General features: G+C 66.5%; 16 protein-coding genes and 1 tRNA gene. 8 read left to right on the forward strand and 9 right to left on the reverse strand.

Features of this window, described 5'->3' with window-relative positions; translation table 11 throughout:
- Positions 1–103: 103 nt before the first annotated feature.
- From KF724_05600 to KF724_05615, 4 genes are all read left to right on the forward strand, one after another.
- Positions 104–508: a DUF971 domain-containing protein gene (locus KF724_05600; protein ID MBX3355156.1), complete on the forward strand. Its 405-nt coding sequence runs from the start codon at positions 104–106 to the stop codon at positions 506–508.
- Positions 505–1026, forward strand: a complete 522-nt coding sequence (locus KF724_05605; protein ID MBX3355157.1) for an acyl-CoA thioesterase — start codon at positions 505–507, stop codon at positions 1024–1026. Before KF724_05600 ends, KF724_05605 begins: the two co-directional genes overlap by 4 nt.
- A gap of 457 nt (positions 1027–1483) precedes the next feature.
- Entirely contained in the window at positions 1484–3352 is a 1869-nt protein-coding gene (locus tag KF724_05610) for a metallophosphoesterase (GenBank protein MBX3355158.1), read from the forward strand.
- Between the two features lie 138 nt (positions 3353–3490).
- Positions 3491–3697: a hypothetical protein gene (locus KF724_05615; protein MBX3355159.1), complete on the forward strand. Its 207-nt coding sequence runs from the start codon at positions 3491–3493 to the stop codon at positions 3695–3697.
- Positions 3698–3900: 203 nt separating this feature from the next.
- Here KF724_05615 and KF724_05620 read toward each other — a convergent pair whose 3' ends face one another.
- Both KF724_05620 and KF724_05625 read right to left on the reverse strand, forming a co-directional pair.
- A complete protein-coding gene (locus KF724_05620) occupies positions 3901–5298 on the reverse strand; it encodes a phosphomannomutase/phosphoglucomutase (protein ID MBX3355160.1) in 1398 nt (465 codons plus the stop codon).
- A gap of 170 nt (positions 5299–5468) precedes the next feature.
- Positions 5469–6164: a hypothetical protein gene (locus tag KF724_05625; protein MBX3355161.1), complete on the reverse strand. Its 696-nt coding sequence runs from the start codon at positions 6162–6164 to the stop codon at positions 5469–5471.
- A 476-nt stretch (positions 6165–6640) separates the two neighbouring features.
- On the opposite strand from KF724_05625, the gene rpsB reads away from it, so the two are divergent.
- Positions 6641–7513, forward strand: a complete 873-nt coding sequence (gene rpsB / locus KF724_05630) for a 30S ribosomal protein S2 (protein MBX3355162.1) — start codon at positions 6641–6643, stop codon at positions 7511–7513.
- 103 nt (positions 7514–7616) lie between these two features.
- Positions 7617–8438: a translation elongation factor Ts gene (gene tsf, locus KF724_05635; GenBank protein MBX3355163.1), complete on the forward strand. Its 822-nt coding sequence runs from the start codon at positions 7617–7619 to the stop codon at positions 8436–8438.
- Between the two features lie 116 nt (positions 8439–8554).
- Here the strand turns inward: tsf and KF724_05640 are convergent, their stop codons facing one another.
- The 4 genes from KF724_05640 to KF724_05655 form a co-directional block, all read right to left on the reverse strand.
- Positions 8555–9025, reverse strand: a complete 471-nt coding sequence (locus KF724_05640) for a hypothetical protein (GenBank protein ID MBX3355164.1) — start codon at positions 9023–9025, stop codon at positions 8555–8557.
- Positions 9022–10317, reverse strand: a complete 1296-nt coding sequence (locus KF724_05645; GenBank protein ID MBX3355165.1) for a hypothetical protein — start codon at positions 10315–10317, stop codon at positions 9022–9024. Before KF724_05645 ends, KF724_05640 begins: the two co-directional genes overlap by 4 nt.
- 271 nt (positions 10318–10588) lie before the next feature.
- A complete protein-coding gene (locus tag KF724_05650; GenBank protein MBX3355166.1) occupies positions 10589–10879 on the reverse strand; it encodes a hypothetical protein in 291 nt (96 codons plus the stop codon).
- Between the two features lie 57 nt (positions 10880–10936).
- Positions 10937–11010, reverse strand: a tRNA-Arg gene (locus KF724_05655).
- Between the two features lie 25 nt (positions 11011–11035).
- Here KF724_05655 and KF724_05660 point away from each other — a divergent pair.
- Positions 11036–12493, forward strand: coding sequence for an MFS transporter (locus KF724_05660; protein MBX3355167.1), 1458 nt, complete (start codon positions 11036–11038; stop codon positions 12491–12493).
- A gap of 92 nt (positions 12494–12585) precedes the next feature.
- On the opposite strand, the gene KF724_05665 is transcribed toward KF724_05660, so the two are convergent.
- The 3 genes from KF724_05665 to KF724_05675 are packed head-to-tail and all read right to left on the reverse strand — an operon-like array spanning position 12586 to position 17247.
- Positions 12586–14349, reverse strand: coding sequence for a dienelactone hydrolase family protein (locus KF724_05665; protein MBX3355168.1), 1764 nt, complete (start codon positions 14347–14349; stop codon positions 12586–12588).
- Positions 14346–15833 carry a deoxyribodipyrimidine photo-lyase gene (locus KF724_05670; GenBank protein MBX3355169.1) on the reverse strand — a complete coding sequence of 496 codons (1488 nt, stop codon included), beginning with the start codon at positions 15831–15833 and terminating at the stop codon, positions 14346–14348. Before KF724_05670 ends, KF724_05665 begins: the two co-directional genes overlap by 4 nt.
- Positions 15834–15861: 28 nt before the next feature.
- Positions 15862–17247 (reverse strand): TIGR01777 family oxidoreductase, encoded by a 1386-nt coding sequence (locus KF724_05675; GenBank protein MBX3355170.1) that lies wholly within the window; start codon positions 17245–17247, stop codon positions 15862–15864.
- Between the two features lie 65 nt (positions 17248–17312).
- Between KF724_05675 and KF724_05680 the strand changes: the two genes are divergently transcribed.
- A complete protein-coding gene (locus KF724_05680; protein MBX3355171.1) occupies positions 17313–17912 on the forward strand; it encodes an SIS domain-containing protein in 600 nt (199 codons plus the stop codon).

Raw genomic sequence — 17912 nt, forward strand, 5'->3', positions numbered from 1 at the left:
AGCGGGCCGGACCGGCGTCCGGGGACCCGCCGAGGAGAACCTGACGCAGGCCCGCGGAGCCGGAGCGGATCAGCGCCAAGTGGCTCACGAATACACTGGCCGCATGGACCCAGCGCCCCCGTCGGGAGCCAGCGATTCACCCGTCCATCTCGACCTTGACCGTCAGAGTGGACTCACCGTGCGCTGGCGCGACGGACACATCAGCTTCTATCCGATCGCGCACCTGAGGCGCATGAGCCCTTCGGCCGATGCCAGGGCGATCCGGGAGAGCCTCGCGAAGAACCCTCTCACAGTCCTGCCCGCACGAAAGGCCCCCGACGGGCCGATTCACGCTCAGGATGCCGAGCTCGTCGGAAACTACGCCCTTCGAATTCGCTTCTCCGATGGGCACGACACCGGGCTCTTCTCGTGGGCTTACCTTCGCTCCATTGAGCCGCCACCTTCGGCGGTCCCCCGCTCGGAGAAGCCCGTCGAGCCCGGGCCAACGGGCAAAGAGCACCCCGCGTGATCGGCGTGTCGACCTCACTCCCCGAACTCATCCATTCGCCCGCCTCGGAAGTCCCCGAGTGGGCGGTGGTTGCCCACCCTCGTCCCTACCTCTGCACACTCACGCCCGATGGGGCGACCGCGAGCCGGGCGGTGCCTCATGTCAACAACATCGAGTACCTGCGATGGGTCGATCGCGCCGCCGAGCTTCATGCACGGGCCATCGGCATGTCCCGCGAGAGCCTGCTTGAGCAGGGCCAGATGTGGTTCGTCGCACGGCACGAACTCGACTACGAAGCCGAGGCGTGGCCGGGCGATGCGCTTGTGGTGGCGACCTGGGTTCGCAATGTTGGCAAGGCCCGCTCATGGCGCGACACGGTGGTCTGGAGGCCTCGAGATCGAACCGTCGTCCTCCGCGCGGCGACCTCCTGGGTGTTGGTGGACATCCTGTCTCGGAAGCCGGCGAGGCTCACCGACGAGGTCGCCCTTCAGCTCGACCCGCTCGAACCTCGCGATCTCGCAGGCCGTAGCATTCCCTGACTTGCCTGCCAGCGCACTTGCCAAAGGCAGGTCGGCCGAGGTAATACACGCATCAACTTCTCGCGGACCCTCAGAAAAAGTCGAAGCCGGAAAGGGTCCGCGTCCGAAAAGTCTGACAGCGCTGGGTTGTGCGGGCGCTCTTCACGAGCATCTTTCTCCCCTCCGCCCCGTCGACCCGATCAGTTTGGATCGACGGGGTTTTTCTCGCTCTTCAGCGAGTCTCGCGCATTTCCGTTCAGGTCGCATTGACCTTGTTGGAGATCCTGTGCGAAGTTGCTTGGCCGATCTTCGCATCGCGTGTTCGATGCCTCCCCTCCGGGACTCCGAGAGGTGTGGCCCAGCGCTCGGCGCCTTGTCATGGCACGCACGAGCGGCCCGCGATTGACCCGGCTCGGGGAGAAATCTCAAAATTCCGCGCTCCTTTGACCTGAGGGGCTGAAGCGCAGAGGATGCGGTCATGCTGATCCACCTACTCGCCGCGATTCTGGCCGCGCTCGTCGCCTCGCCTCAGCAGTTCACGAGGGTTGACGGCCTGGCTGTTGATGGCCAGACCGTCGCCGTTGCCGACCTGCCGCCCATCCAACGGATCGCCATCCTTCCCGATCGGACGACCGGTCGGGACTGGGGGTTGCCCTACCTGCGTCGCGCGGTCGAGGACCTGAACCGGACGAGCCCCGACGCGGTCTTCTGCATCGGGGACATGGTGCAGGGCTACACCCGAAGCGTCGAGGAGTGGGAGCGCCAGGCCGAAGAGTTCAAGTCGATCATTGCTCCCTTGACCATGCCCTTCTTTCCCGTGGCCGGCAACCACGATGTCATGGGAGGAACCCGCCGTCCCGACGACGACACCTTCATCGCCCACTACCGGCGGGTCTTCGGACCGCTCTGGTACACGGTCGAGCTCGATCACCTGACCTCGATCATTTTGTACTCCGAAGAGGGGCTCTTTGAGCGCAGAGCCCGACTCTCCGACGAGCAGTTGCAGTGGCTCTCGGGCGCCTTGACCGCCGCGAAGGCGCGGGGGAAGCCGATCATCGTGCTGCTTCACCGCCCGCTCTGGCGGATTGGCGCGGTCGGTTGGAGCGAGCGGGTGCAGCCGCTGCTCGATGCGGCCGGCGTGAAGGCCGTCTTTGCAGGCCACTTCCACTCCATGCAGCGGGATGAGAGTGTCGGCGGGGTCGACTACCACATCGTCGGAGTGTGCGGCGGCGCGATCGACCAGCATCCGTTGAGCGGACAGTTCCATCACCTGACCTACATCGATGTGCGGGCCGACGGCACCCTTCGAGTGCACCACTCCCCCGTGGGGGCCACGCTTCCCGATGATTGGGTGGCGCGGGACGATCAGGATCGCGTCTACAAGCTGCGCTTCGATCGTGATGTGCTCACTTGGAAGGGTGTCTTTCCCGACCCTTCGATGGCTTCCGCGCCCATCGTGGGCGAAGTGGAGCTTGAGTTCCGCAACCCGCTCGATGTGCAGGTCGAGGTCTCCCTCGAACAGGTCCGCGCGGCACCTGGGCCGTGGATCGTGCCGAACGAGCACTTCCTGAGTTGGACCCCGGTGGACATCTTCAACCGGGCTACGCACGAGCTGATCGGTCCATTCAACATCTCGGGGCTCGATCGCCATCCGGTCGATCCGGGCGATCGAACGCAGATTCCCGTGCGCCTCCGGGCCATCCCCGTGAGCGCGCCCGTGGCTCCGCCACCCATCGAGTTCCGGGTGAAGCTGCTCGACCGTCGCAGCCGCGAGATCCCGGTCTTCATGCCGCTTCGGCTTCCGATCCAGCGCATCATTCCGCTGCCCGACCGCCTCGAGAGCGCCACGCCCTACCCGATCTGTGTTTGGGAGCCCTCGCCCTACGACACACTCGAAGAGAATCCGACGGTTCGACTGGCGCTCGAGCGGAGCGCCACGGCCGACGCGCTCCTCGTGGAAGTCCGTGTGCCCGACTCGGTCGTCAGCGCGTATGAGGATGACCAGCGCACCTTCGAAGAGCGGCGTGATGACCCCCTCGCCGATGCCGTGCGAATCCAGATCGGGACAACCCGTCGCAGCGTCGATGTCCTGACCGAACCATTTGCGGGCCAGACTTTCGGAGATGCCTGCGAAGCGGAAACCCCGGAGCGCTGGCCCAACAACGCGGGCTGGACGCAGCGCATTCGTGTGCCCTGGCCGGGTGGACGCTTCGACCCCAATGCCTCTCCGACCCTCAACATCGGCGTGGCTGACAACGACGACACCTATCACACCCAGTGGCGCTGGCTCTCCCCCAAGTCCCATCCCGCCCGCCTCATGCTTCAGCCCAGCGCGGGAAGGCGCTGAGTGCTGGTGGGAGCCTTGGCATCCCTCAACCCGGGGGCCAATGGCGGAACCGCCCTCAGCGTGGTTAGAATCGCATGCACTCGTCAAGGCCGCCCGAGGTGACGGCCGTTGCGAGGGTCAGTTTCAGGAGATCCTTCCATGAAGAGAGCACTCGCAACCGCAAGTCTCCTCGCCACAGCGGCGATCTTTGTCTGCGCCGCCGCTGGCTGCGACAACAACAACACCCCTGCCGCCCAGAAGGTCACGCCCCGGAAGCCCGGCGCGGACTATGACGGCCCGCCGATTCAGGCTCCGAAGCCACCGCCGATGGGTAGCGTCGACGATCCGAGCCGCCGGGCCAACTGAGCCTGCCGCAGCCCGCGGCGTGCTTGAGCAAGTGGCCGTGTGGCCCGTGGCAGTCACGGGCCGCGTCAATCAGACGCCGAGAATGTGGCGCGCCTCATCGCGGCCTCTCTGCTGACCACGGCCCCCGCGCTCATTCGATGATGGAGTGAAGAGCCCCGTCGGAACAGGTGAAGCGCTTCCTCGCTCCCTGCTCCGGCGGGTGTTCAATGCGCCACGCGGCGACCGAGGTGACGCGAGAGTTCCCTGACCATCGTGTCGACGGTGCCTCGATCGGCAGCCTCGAGATTCAGTCGGAGGAGCGGCTCGGTGTTGCTCATGCGCACATTGCACCACCAGATGCCGGCGTCGAGGCTGAGGCCGTCGAGCGAGGTGACCTTGGCCTTCGGAAAGGCGCGCCGAAGCGCATCAAGCGCCCCCTGCTTGTTCTCATTCTCGAAGTTGATCTCGCCGCTCTGGTGGTAGCGGCGCAGAGGCGCGAGCGCCTTGGAGAGCGGCCGACCGTCGCGCAGCGCCTGGTTCAGCACGGCGACGAGCGCTCGGGCACCCGAGTCCGTGTTGAACATGTCGCGGAAGTAGAAGTGCCCGGAGAGTTCGCCACCCACGATGCCGCCACTCTCGGCGAGCTTCGACTTCATGAAGACATGGCCGACCCGACTCTCGATGGGGACGCCGCCAGCGGCCCGGATCGCCTCGGGCACGGCCCGGCTCGATCGAAGGTCGTAGATCACACCCGCCCCCGGCGCCGAGGCGAGGAAGCCGGGCACCAGCCACGCGAGCAGCAGGTCACAGCCGATCGGCGCCCCGGTCTCATCGACGATCATGCAGCGGTCCGCATCGCCATCGAAGCAGACGCCGAAGGCGGCGCCTCGCTTGACGACCTCGCGCCTGAGGTCGGCGAGATTCGCCTCGACCAGCGGATTGGGCTCATGCACGAACTCACCGCTTGAGTTGTCGAAGTGGAGACGCGTAACGCGGAGTCCCTTCACGCCGTCGAAGAGCTTCGGCACCATGGTGCCCGCCATGCCGTTGCTGGCATCGATGACCACCTCGAGGGTGGCGCGACCGTCGAGAAGGCGAGGATCGAGAAGTCGAAGCACATGCTCGCGGTAGGCGGGCCAGAGGTCGCGCTTCTCCTCCCGGCCGCCACGACGATCAGCTTTCTCACGCTCAACGAGCGCTGCGAATTCGCGAATGCGCTCGAGGCCGCTCCCCTCGCCGACGGGCTTCGCCTTCATGCGGCTGATCTTGAAGCCGTTGTACTCCGCTGGATTGTGGCTGGCGGTGGTCTGCACTCCTCCGGCGCAGCCGAGGTGGTTGATCGCAAAGGAGATGAAGGGTGTGTCAACGAGCCCCACATCGATGACATCGGCGCCGAAGTCGAGCATCCCCTGCCGCAGGGCCTGAGAGAGCGCCGGTGAGCTCTTCCGCATGTCACGACCCACGACGACCGTGCGAGCCATCGGGTCTGGGTCGAGCGCGTTGGCCGCTTCTCCCAGCAGGAGTTCAGCCGTACCCCATCCGATCTGCCACGCGATCTTCTCGTTCAGGGGCCGAGGGTAGGTCGCGCGGATGTCATACGCCTTGAAGACCTTCGCCAGCATGGCGGCGATCTTACAGGTCGAGTCGACGGGGCGATCGTCGGTCGTGCGTGCGTTGCACTGCCCCAAGTGAAACGGGCGCCGCGGGAATCTCTTCCACGCGGCGCCCGCAGGAGACGGTCTCTGGAGTCCAGAGCCGGCGCGATCATGTTCGCGCCAGATGTGTCGCGAGATCAGGCCCGACGACGACGAGCACCGACGATGCCCGCGAAGCCGAGCATGGCGATCGCGCCGGGAGTCGGAATCGCGTAGCCGAATCGACCCACCGCGATCCCATTGCTGCCATCACCAATGACCTGCACCCGAACGGATTCGATGAAGGTGCTGCCGTCGGTGAACGCGCCAGCCCAGGTCGCGCCACCGAAACCGTCGGCGGTCTGATTCATCATGGCGACATTGCCGAGGTTGTCGAATGCGGCGATCTGGTAGTCAAATGTGGAGAAGGCATTCGACTCGAAGAAGAGCGAGAACGCCACCGTTCCCGGGCTCATCGTCAGGGTGATCGCGGTCGAAGAGGTACCGGCGAAGTAGACGCTGCCGTCGTAACCGCCGCTCCAGCTCGCCCAGCCGCTGCCAACATGGAAGTGGGTGGTCGGATTCGCGAAGCTCGCCGTGTGGGTTGAGAAGGGATCAGAGGACGCGAGCGAGGTGGTGTCACCGGGCGAGAGGAACGGATCGAAATTGTCGTACTGAGTCATGTTCCATCCACCGAGCAGCGCCGGGGGAACATCCCATCCCGCCCCGCTGCCGGTGGCGCCGCCGCCGATGATCGAGACATTGGCCGAGGCGAATGATGCGGCCAGAAGGACGCCTGCTCCCGCCACGGCGGAGGGTGCGAGACCGAGGTTCTTGAGAATCTGAGATACCATAGGAAAACCAGCTTTCTTTCTGCCCCACTGCGGGGGATTGCAACGGACCGGCTGCAGCCCTGGCAGGACATCTGCCAAAGGGTCACGGCCACAACAGGAACCGTCTTACCACAAACACGGCGACTTGAGCGTTCAGGCGCAATGAACCCGCGACTTCTTTGCCGCTTCCTGAAGAATTCGCTACACTCGGCGATTCGCCCGGGTGGGGTTGTGGGGGTCGGCATGTCCGACCCCACTGCCCCTCCGACGCCGGTCTCCCGGCGTGCCCCGGTCGAAGGCTGCAGCGATGTGGACCTGCCGCCAGTGCCGGGAACGGCCGAGTGTCGGTCGTTCCGCTGTTCGTCCGTCCAAAGCGCCCTGTTGGACGGGTCGACCGCCATCGGAGCCCCCCGTGGGGTGCCTCCCTGGAATCCACCGGTCACCCGTCGGTGTCGCTGCTCACGCGCGGAGCTCCGCGCAGAAGGAAGCCGTTCGTCATGGCATCGCTCGTCAAGGAACTCGTTGAGGCCGGCATTCACTTCGGCCAGCGTCGGAGCAACTGGAATCCGCGCATGGCGCCGTACATCCACGGCGTCAAGAATCAGATCCACATCATCGACATCCGGGAGACCATCAAGGGTCTTCTCCTGGCGAAGAAGTTCGTCGCACGCACCGTCGCCGAGGGGAAGGATGTCTGCTTCGTGGGCACCAAGCGACAGGCGCGCGGTGCCATCGAGCAGTACTGCACCGATGTGAAGATGCCCTATGTCACCGAGCGCTGGCTCGGTGGAACGCTCACCAACTTCCGCACCATTCGAGATCGCCTCAAGCGGCTCGAGGAGCTGGAAGGACTCATGACGAGCGGCGAGATCAAGAACTACTCCAAGAAGATGGAGTCGCAGCTCACACGCGAGCAGAAGAAGATCTTCCGGAATCTCAACGGCATTCGAAGCATGACCCGGCTCCCTGGGGCCCTTGTGGTCATTGATGTGAACCGCGAGACCAATGCGCTCAACGAGGCGAGAAACCTCGGCATTCCGACGATCTGCCTCATCGACACCGACGGTAATCCGGAACTTGCCGACATTCCGATCCCAGGCAACGACGACTCGATGCGCTCGATCGACATCGTGGTCCGCGAGCTCTGCGGCGCCGTCACCGATGGACGGTCCCTGCGCAGCGAGCAGGCCGTGACCGAAGGCCAGCGCAGCGATGGCGCCTCCGAAGGCTCCGCCGTGCCGCCGCGCCGACGATCAAGCCGCAGCCAGTTCCGCGCCGATGGCCGAGCCGAGGCGTCGGAAGCCGTCGAGGCCCCGGCGGCGGCGCGAAGTGCGTCGCCTGCGCCCGAGAGCATCGCCGACAACGCCTGAGGCGTCTCGGAGTCCCGAGCGCCGACGGTCGGCGCTTCCCCAACTCGACCAATTGAAGATCACCTGAAGACCATGTGATCATGGACCGCAAGGAGTCCCTTTCGTGACCAGCATGAGCACCCCCGAGATCAACCCCAAGGATGTGATGGAGCTGCGCCGCCGAACCGGCCTCGGCATGATGGACTGCAAGAAGGCGCTCGCCGAGAACGGCGGCGACATGAAGAAGGCCGAGGCATGGCTGCGCGAGAAGCTCAAGGACAAGATGGATTCGCGCACCGACCGCGCTGCGGGCGAAGGGTGCGTCACCATCGCGATCCGAGGTGATCGCGGGGCGATCATCGAGGTCCGCAGCGAAACCGACTTCACCAGCCGCAACGCCGAGTTCCGTGCGATGGCTGATGCCCTGGCCGACGATGCGCTCGCGCAGAGCGGCGCCGTTGCGATGACGCCCGCGATGACGGCGCGTCTTGACGAGGTCCGCATCAAGACGGGCGAGAACATCAGCTTTGCGCGAGGCACGGCCCTCTCGGGCGGCTCATTCGCCAAGTACATCCATCACGACGGCAAGCTCGGCGTGCTCATGCAGTTCGAGGGCCCGATCAAGCCCGAGGATGCCGCCGGCATCTGTCTTCACATCGCCGGTGCAGTGCCGACGCCGATTTCGGTCGATGAGCAGGGCCTGCCGAAGGAACTCGTCGATGCCAAACGGGCCGAGGCCGTGGCCGAGGCGCAGGCGACGGGCAAGCCGGAGCAGGTCGCTCAGAAGATCGCCGAGGGCAAGCTTCGCAAGTTCTTCGAGGAGAACACGCTGCTGGGCCAGCCCTACCTGAAGGACCCCGAGGGCAAGATGGTCGTCCGCCAGCTCGTTCCCGCCGGTGCGAAGATCGTTCGCTTCGTGCGACTTCGGGTGGGCGAGAGCGCCTGAGGCGCTTCGTCGATCCTGCGGTGACGCGACTGTTCACATCGGCGCGCTCGATCGCCACTCGGCGCTCGCCGTGTTGACTCTGGCTCCGCGCCGGGCCCCGGCGTTTGAGTCCGCCGTCACGCGTGAGTCGCGTTGACGCGCTCGATGGCGGCTCGGCAGATCCGTGCATGCGCCATGGCGTCCGCCGGCTCCGCGCGCCCTTCAGCCACCGCGCGGTAGCGGTCGGCGATGCCCCATCCACGCTGCCCAGGATCACTCCCATGGCGCGGCGCGAGATGCGCATGGAGGTGCGGAACCATCTCGGTAAAGGAGAGGAGATAGATCCGCTCGGCGCCACTTGCCTCCCGGAGAGCACTCGAGAGACGCTGCATGAGATGACCGAACTCCGAGGCCTCGTCGCTGTCGATCGCATGCCACCCCTCGGCGTGGCGATCGAGGTCCACGATGAGCCAGCCCGCCATCGGCACGGGCTCGGGGTGAGGCCGCACTCGCCATCGTGTGACGCCGGTCAGCCGTTCACCGGGTTCGCGCAGGTTGCAGATGGCGCACGGCGCGGCGGGAGCCCCATGCGCTCGCTCGAAGGTCATGGATTGCCCTGGCGCTCCCGGAGCTCACCCAGCGCTTCGATCTCTTCGCGAGCGGCGGTGAACCTGGGCTGCATGGCCGCAAGGCGCTCGAGAAGCTCGGCGAGCTCGCTCTCGATCCGGGCCATCGCCTCCTTGATTCCCGGATCGTCACTTTCGGCGTGGCTTGCTTCAAGCGCCACGAGGTCGCTTCGCACCGAAAGAAGGTGCTGTCGCGCCGCCTCGCCGAATGAGAGGACACGCCGCCAGTTGGCGATGGCGATGTCGCACGCCCGCTGCCATGCGCCGATCGACGCACTGGTGGGGTGCCACGCGCCACCCTCGAAGTTGAGCCGAATCACGGGAACCTCATTCGATCGCACGCGCGGGTCCGACTCGGCGGCCGTCTGCATCGCACCGGCAATCTGTCCAAGTGTGGCATTCGACGCTTCGAGAGAAGTGAAGGCGCGAGCGATGACCCGCGCTCGATAGAGCTCGCGCTGCTGCTGGTAGAGCGCGCTCTGGCGCAGCAGGTCTTCAACCTGCCGGCCGGAGAAGATCCACGGCTCCTTGCGCATGGCACGGCCGAGCGCCGTCACACCTCCCTCGAGCGGCTCCGCGATCCCCACGGCGTAGGCCTGTCGCGCCGTCAGTTGCCACGCCTTGGGTTCAGTTGCGATCGGTTCAAGCGCTCCGCCGCGCGGCGATCGCTGCAATCGCTCTGCGAGCCGGCGCTGGAAGTTCTCAATACTGCGAGCCACTGACTCCTCCAAACGCGGATCGAACTCCGGTTGGAAGGCGATGAGGGTCGCTGCCGGCGCCGGCTCCGGAATGAACACCCGATGCCCCGCGGGCAGGAGCCAAGCCGCCGGCCCGATGGCGCGCTGCACCACCAGGATCACGGGCACTTCCTTGCCGATCTCGATGAGCGACTCGGCGATGCGCAGCGCTGCCTGATCACTGCCTCCATCGCTGTCGATCTCCACCACGAATGCCGTGGCGCCTCGAAGTGAACTTCGCTTGGCCGCCAGCGCTTCGAAGCCCTCGGGAGCGACATCCGATCCGATGCGGCCGATCACGGGAATCTGGACATAGCGCCCGGAAAGTGAGAGGCGTCGAATCGCATCATCGATGTCGGGGGCTTGAGGGGGTCGTTCGCTGCTGGTCCTGCGCAGCGTCGAGCGACCAGCGTCATCGAGCTGGGCCGACGCCGCGCCCGCAGCGCCGAACATCAGCAGGCAGGCGAGAAGTGGCAGCGTCGGAATCCACGCCCCGGGCCCCGTCCCCGCCCGGGCGCCCGCGATTCGCCTTGTCATGGCGAGCCGAAAGGAGCTCTGGCCTGCTGGCAAGGCGCCGACGCGATCAGTCAACCGAAGAGTCATAGCCCACAGTCTAGGGGCTGCGGGAGAGTGCCCGCGCATGCAGGATTCGCTCGGAGTTTCCGGCCGGGCGAACCTTCTCGACCGCCCCGACAACGATCGCTCCGCCAACAACCGCAACTTCAACACCAGACCTCGCGGCTCTCGCGTTGCGCGAAGCGACGGCGCCTTGGGCCGGCTTCCCAGGTCTGCGACGCTCGCTCAGCGATCACTTCGTCCCGCGCGGTCCGCCGTTGCGCAGGTACTTCTCGGCGATCGCCTGCTCGAGATCGACCTCGAGAATGTTGGCGATCGTCGTCAGCCACGCCAGAACATCGGCGAACTCCTCGCGAAGGTTCGCGTGGTCCGGTTCACCCTTCTCCGAGCTGGCGATGGCGCTCGCGAGTTCACCGATCTCCTCGGTCAGCCAGAGGAAGGTCGCCGCGGCGCCTCGACGACGATCGGTCTCGAGGTAGCGTTCACGGATGAGGGCCTGAAACTCGGCGATGGTCATGGTCACGCACGGCGCCCCGAGGCCGCCGGAGCGACCGGGCCTCGGACGGAGCCGTCTTTCAAGCGTCCATGGCGGGGCTCGAACCTGCAACCTTCGCCTTCGGAGGGCGATGCTCTATCCAATTGAGCTACATGGACCCGCAGGAACGGCGATGATAGCACGATGCGCCACCCCTCCGAGCAGCCTCCGAGCGACGCGTTCTCGCGAAGCGACGCGGCGCCGACCCTTCGATCGAAGGGCGAAGGCGCCCATGCGGGCCACGATCAGGGCGAGGCGCAGCCACCGCACCGCAGCGATGGCCACGGCAACTCGCCCGACCAAGATGGTGACGATGTCAATCCTGACGCGGCCGTCGTTGCCGGAGCACCTGCAGCACCGAGCAACGCGAAGCCCGCATCTCTGCCGATCGTCGCGCTGATCACCTTTCTCAATTCGCTCGGCTCCGGGCTGCTCTGGTCCGGCGTCTTCTTCGTCACGGAGCAGTCCTTCCAGTGGGGCGAGGTGCGCAACTTCCAGCTTGCGCTTGGTTCGACCGTCGTCTACGCCGTCGCTGCCTTCATGAGTGGCAGCCTCGTGGCTCGAATGGGTCGTCGCATCAGCGTGCGTCAGATCGTCGCGGTTCTGATGGTGCTGCAATTGCTCGGTGGCGCCGCCGCGCTCTTCGGACCTCCCGGCGTCATCACTTGCGCGCTGGTCGCCTCGGGTGCGAGTGCCATGCTCTGGCCGATCATGGAGTCCTACCTGAGCGCGGGCCGCCATGGTCACGCGCTCAGGCGCGCCATCGGGATCTTCAATCTCACATGGATGAGCGCGGTCGGCTTCGCGCTCCTGCTCATGGCGCCCGCGATGGCGGCGGGACAGGCCACACTCGGACTGCTCTTCTTCATTCCGATCAGCGGCATCTCGCTGTTGCTCCTGCCGTGGCTGCCGAAGGCTCCACCACCGCATGGAGCGCCCGACGCACCTGCACACCTCGACCCCACCGGCCCCGCAGAGCCGGGTGGTGTTGCCGCTCTCGCTGCCCAGCGGATGCCGGAACATCGACATCGACCTGAAGCGGAGAGGGCGCTGCGCGACGCAACGCGAGTGCTGCTTCCGGTCGGGTACATCCTGATCGGTGCGCTCGGACCGGCGATGCCCTTTCTCCTTGGCGGACTCGAAGTCGAGCCGGGCTGGCGAACTCCGGTGACGGCAACATGGATGGCGGCGCGCCTCGTCATGGTGGCGCTCCTCCTTCGCTTCAGTTTCTGGCATGGGCGGCCCTCGGCGCTGGTCGTCGGGTTCCTCTGTGCGGCCGGTGGCTTCGGCATGATCGCGCTCGCCGGCTCGCTCTCCACCATGCTGATCGGCCTCACACTCTTCGGCGCGGGACAGGCGATCATCTACTACGCCGCGCTCTACTACGCGATGGCCGTCGGCGGCGCTGAGGTGCATGCGGGAAGCGTCTTCGAGGCGCTCATCGGTCTCGGCTATGGCGTGGGCCCGATCGTCGGGCTCATCGTCGGCGGAGCCGAGCGCAGCTATGTGCTCGGAGTCCTCGGGATCAGTGTCATCCTGACCGCGCTCGCCTTCGACAAGGTGCTCGCGGCGCGAGCGGCCCGGCGCTCCCGGGCTCCATGAGAGCGAGAGCACGGCGCGCGAGCACTCTGCCTACCACGGCTGATCGCTCGCACGCTCCTCGAAGGCGACACCACGCCGCAGGAGCACTCGTCCTATCGCGACTGGTCGCTCGCACGCTCGTTGAGGAGCCATGCGACGACCTCGGGCAGCACCTCACCGACGATCAGCGTGTGGCCGCGCCCCTCGTGGGCGGTGAAGACGACATCGAGCCCGGCTCGCCGCATCTCCTCGGCCGCCCGGGCGAGACGGGACGCGGGAATGAGCGGATCGAGCGCCCCCGCGTCAATGCGGATCGGCGGCACACCGCCGCCTCGCGCCGAGATCGAGGCACCACCGGCCATCATCGCCGCCGCCGCGATCGACTCCGCTCGCTGGCTGACAATCGACGCGGTCGCCCCCGCGCCCATCGAGTGCCCGAGGATCATCACTCGCGCGGGGTCGATGCCGTGGCAGCGCTCCATCTCACGAACCAGTGCATCAAAATGAAGCGGAGAAGTCGCGAAGACCGTTGTCAGCGGTGACACCGCCACGAATCCATGTTCCTCGGCGAGATTGCGGAGAAGGCCGGCGCCGTAGGCCTCCATGAACATGTTCTCATCACCACCGGCGCCGTGGAGTGCGATGACAAGCGGCCGAGGTGCGATCGGGCCTTCAGGGCGGGCCTGGCCGCAGACGGCCCCATCGGGCGACGGCGCGAAGACGCGCATCGGAATCCGCACTCCGCTCGAGTCGAACTCGCGCCAACCATCGAAGGTCGCGGTGCGATAGGGATCCCGGCCTTCAAGCAGCGCTTCAAGTTCCCTCGTGACAGCGGTGGCGTGCGCTGCCATGTCGACGACCTGCATCGCGAGGCGCGAGCGCCGCGCGGGTGCTTCGGCCGTTCGCGCGTCGATCATGCCACGAAGGAGCTCGACGCGCGACTCCACGGCAATGAGCGAATGAGGGTCGATGGCGAACGGGGGGTTGTCGGCACTTGCGCGGGATGCCTCCGCACGAGCGCGAATCTCGGCAAGTTTCGAATCGAGGCGAGCGAGCAACGCCTCCGCCTCTCCGTCGATCGCATCGAGGTGAGCGACCGCGAGCGGGACACCGGTGAGCCGGACTTCAAGGCGACAGGGTGACGAGAGGGGCGTGATCATCACCGTCGCACGACCATCCGCGCCGAAGTCGACGGCCACGCCAACGGCGCAGGATCCGGCAAGGACTCCGGAGCGGGCGCTCTCGGCAAGGGACGCGCCCGGTGCGAGGCGTCCGAGAGAGACTTCCACCGTTGCTCCCTTCTGCGCATTGATCAGCCCGGGAGCACAGGTCCCGTCTCCGCGCGCGATGAGTGCGGCCGTATCCGGCGCGATCCCCAACCGCTCAAGGAGCGACTTGGTGAGGTCTTCAAGTTGCGATCGCGCCTGATCCATGCGGCCTGCGAAGAAGCCGAGCGTAAGCCGGTCGAAGCGCTCGTTCATGTCGCGCATGAGCGACTCGTGCGCTTCACCGCCGTGTGGCAGGAGTGCAGCGGCGAGGGCGAGCGCCTGCTCGAAGCGGATCAGCGCCGCGGCGAGGTCGGCTCGGGAGGTCGGTCGATCGCTCGTGTCGACGGCGTTGTTCGCCGGTGCGGCCTGCGGCGCTCGCGGCGTGACGGGCTGAGCGGACGATGCCGATCGCTCGACCCCGGCGGTTGCCATCATCAGCACGAGCGCGACCATCCCGCCATTGAACCGCCCAATTCCGCGGCGTCTCGATCGCCGATTCATCAAGCGCCGGTCCTGCGCCAGTGAAGGAGGGGCGTCATCGGCGCGGCGCGATCGCTCACGGTCAAGGGAATGATCGACCATGAACTGGCTGATACCACGAATGCTCATCCCGACTTCTCCTTCAAGGGGGAGACGGCCGCGAGCGCGTCGAGCGCCTTGGCCCGTGCCGAGGCGTGCTCCACGATCGGTGCTGGATAGGTTCGACCGATCTCGACACCTGCCGCGCGAAGAACGGCGGGCTGAGCTTCCCAAGGCTGGTGGATCCACTCCGCCGGAAGTCTCGCAAGCTCAGGCACGAACTCGCGGACATAGGCGCCGTCCGCGTCGAAGCGTTCCCCCTGGCTCACTGGGTTGAAGATCCTGAAGTACGGCGCTGCATCGGCGCCACATCCCGCGGTCCACTGCCAGCCGAGCGTGTTGTTGGCGAGATCGGCGTCGACGAGCGTATCCCAGAACCATCTCGCACCATCGAGCCACGGTTGCAGCAGGTGCTTCACGAGGAAGCTCGCGACGACCATGCGCACCCGATTGTGCATCCATCCCGTGCGCCAAAGCTGCCGCATGCCCGCGTCAACGAGCGGATAGCCAGTCAACCCCTTCTGCCAGGCGCGAAGGAGCACGGCATCGCGGCGCCAAGGAAAGCTTGCAAACTCCGGTCGCAATGGCTGAGTCGGTGTCTTCGGCTGATGGATGAGCACATGGTGCGCGAACTCGCGCCAGCCCATCTCCGCGCGGAAGACGCGCAGGCTTTCGAGCGCCGCCTTCACTCCATCGCCTGCGGAACCGCGCGAGTCGCCCGGCCGCAGCCGATGTTCGACCTTCGCGACCTCGTGCCAGAGGCGACGAGGCGAGATCTCGCCGAAGTGAAGATGCGGCGAAAGTCCGCTCGTTCCCTCAGCTCCGCAGAGGTTTCGATCACCGGCGTACGAGGTGATCGCCGCGGCCGCGAAGCGCGTCCAGCGCGCCTTCGCCCCCTCCTCCCCGGGCTGCCAGCGCTTCGGGAACTCGGCGGCCCACGGAATGCTCGGCAGAAGACCGAGCTCGTCGATCGAACCCTCCTTCAGCCCACGCGAGCCATCCTCGAGTCGCTCCGGAGGTCGAAGTGGCACCGTGTCGAAGCCGCGGGCAAGGCACGCCTTCCAGAACGGGGTGAAGACCTTGAACGGCGTTCCCGAGCCGCTGCGGATCTCCGCGGGCTCATGAAGGAGAGCGCCGGGCATGAATGCACACTCGACTCCCCGCCGCGCGAGCGCCGCCGCCACAAGCCGCTCGTGACTGATGGCCGCTGGCTCGTGGCGAGCGCTCGCCACGACTCGATCGGCGCCACTCGCGGATGCGACCTCGGCGAGGATGCCTGCCGCCGCGCCGCGCCGCACAAGAAGCTTCGCCCCCAGCGCCGACAATCTCGCCCGAAGTGCAACGAGCGAGTGATGCAGCCACCATCGAGCGGCACCACCCGCGGGCCACTCCCCCTCGGCGGCGTCATCAAGGATGAAGAGCGCGACGACCGCGCCCCGCTCCGCCGCGCTTCGCAGCGCCGGGTGATCGTCGATGCGAAGATCATGTCGGAACCAGACGATGGTGGAAGGCACGCAATGGCTCCGTGCGGCGCGGCCGCACTCAATCCTGGAACTTCATGAACTCAAAGCGCAGCGCCGGCTCCAGCGTCGGGAAGTCGAAGCGGAAGCGATGGTCCATGAGCCGCGCGGGCTTGACGAACGCGCCGCGCAGGAGCAGTTGATCGCCCATCTCCCCGAAGAGCGCGCGCATGCCGAAGCTCGGGGCGGGAAGGAGGAAGGGCCGTCGGAGCACCCGCGCCAGAGTCCGCCCGAAGTCGCGGTTCGACATGGGTTCAGGCGCCGTCGCGTTCACTGCGCCATGCACGCTGGGGGTGACGATCGAGAAGAGAATCGCCCCGAGAAGATCATCGAGCGCAATCCAGCTCATCCCCTGCTGCCCAGAACCCACCGGACCGCCGCCACCGAGCTTGAAGATCGGCGCCAGCTTGGCGAGCGCTCCGCCCCGGGTCGAGAGCACGATCCCGATGCGGAGATGGACCACTCGAATGCCCGCATCCTCGGCGGCCCGTGTCGCCTGTTCCCACTCGGCGCAGACCTCGGAGAGGAAGCCGCTGCCGCGCTCGTCGCGTTCATCGACGACGCGCGGACCACGATCGCCGTACCAGCCGATCGCGCTCGCCGCGACGAGCACCCGCGGCGGTGCGGAGAGCGAGGCGAGCGTCTCCGAGAGGAGGCGCGTTCCATCCACGCGACTGCGCCGAATCTCCTCCTTCCTCGCGGCGCTCCAGCGGCGATCGGCAATGCCCGCTCCCGCAAGGTGGACGACGGCGTCGAGTCCCTCAAGTGCATTCGCGTCGATCTTCTTCGCCGAAGGGTCCCATGCGATATCGAAGCGGCTCTCCGCATGGGGCGCAGTCGTGCGCACCATCTTGCGCACCTGATGACCGCCGGTGGTCAGGAACGGCACGAGCGCCGAACCCACCAGTCCGCTTGCTCCACTGACGGCCACGCGCAGCGGCTCCGCAGTCACGCATTCCGCGTGGCGCCGAAGATCGTTCGCCGTCCGTCGATGGCGGAAGTCGAAAGTCTGTCGCAACTGACTGCGCACCCAGCGCCCGAGGAGCGCCGAACCGATTCGCCCCCCCGGTGGTTCATACTCGAGATGATCCTCCAGCCGGCTCGCCGTCGGGCCTTCGGGGAGAAAACGGTGCACATGCTTCCAGCGCGGGAAGGGCCCCTTCTCGATCTCGTCAGTGAAGCGCTCGCCTGGAATCACCTCTCGATGGACAGCGGTCCAAGCGCTTCGAAAGGGCCCCTTCCTGAGGACGATGGTTGCTCGTGAGCCTTCGGCGATGCCCGCGTGCGACTCCACGGTCGCGCGAACTCCCGGCGGGAGAAGGCGCTCAAGCGCGCCGGGTGCGAAGTGCCACGCGGAGAGCCGCTCGGCGGAGACAGGCATGGTGCTGGTGTGAATGAAGAGCGGCACGCGTTCATCTTCTCCGCGACCCCCCGTCTTCGCCAGAGGTGAGGCTGTGGATGTAGCATGACCACATGAGCGATCCCAGGCCCTCGATCGCTCGGCGGCTGGTGCAGGCCCGCATGGGCATCGAAGCGCTCGAAGCCGCCGAGGAACCACTCGCCGAGGTGATCAATGCCATCGCCTCGAGCCTCGCGGCAGGTGGCACGCTCTTCACTTGCGGCAATGGTGGCTCGGCGGCGCAGGCGCTGCATCTGGCCGAAGAGCTCATCGGACGCTTCCGTCACGACCGCCCTCCCCTCCGCGCGATCTGCCTGAATGCCGATCCCACGGCGCTCACCTGCATTGCCAATGACTTCGGCTATGAGCAGGTGTTTGCGCGGCAGCTCAAGGCGCTTGGTCGGGCGGGCGACTGCCTGATGGTGCTCTCGACCAGCGGGCGAAGTCCGAACATTCTCGCGGCACTCGAAGTCGCCCGTGAACTCGGCGTGCACGGCCTCGGGCTTCTCGGCGGCGAAGGCGGCCCCGCCCTTCCGCTGTGCCACCGCGCCGTCGCGTTGCATGGATGTGACTCCGCCGCCGTGCAGGAGGCCCATCTCATGGCTATTCATATGATCTGCGAGGTCTTCGAGCACTCCGCCGCTCTGGCGAGCGCCGCTCGAATTCCCGGCTGA

Source organism: Phycisphaeraceae bacterium, assembly GCA_019636735.1.
GTDB lineage: Bacteria > Planctomycetota > Phycisphaerae > Phycisphaerales > SM1A02 > VGXK01.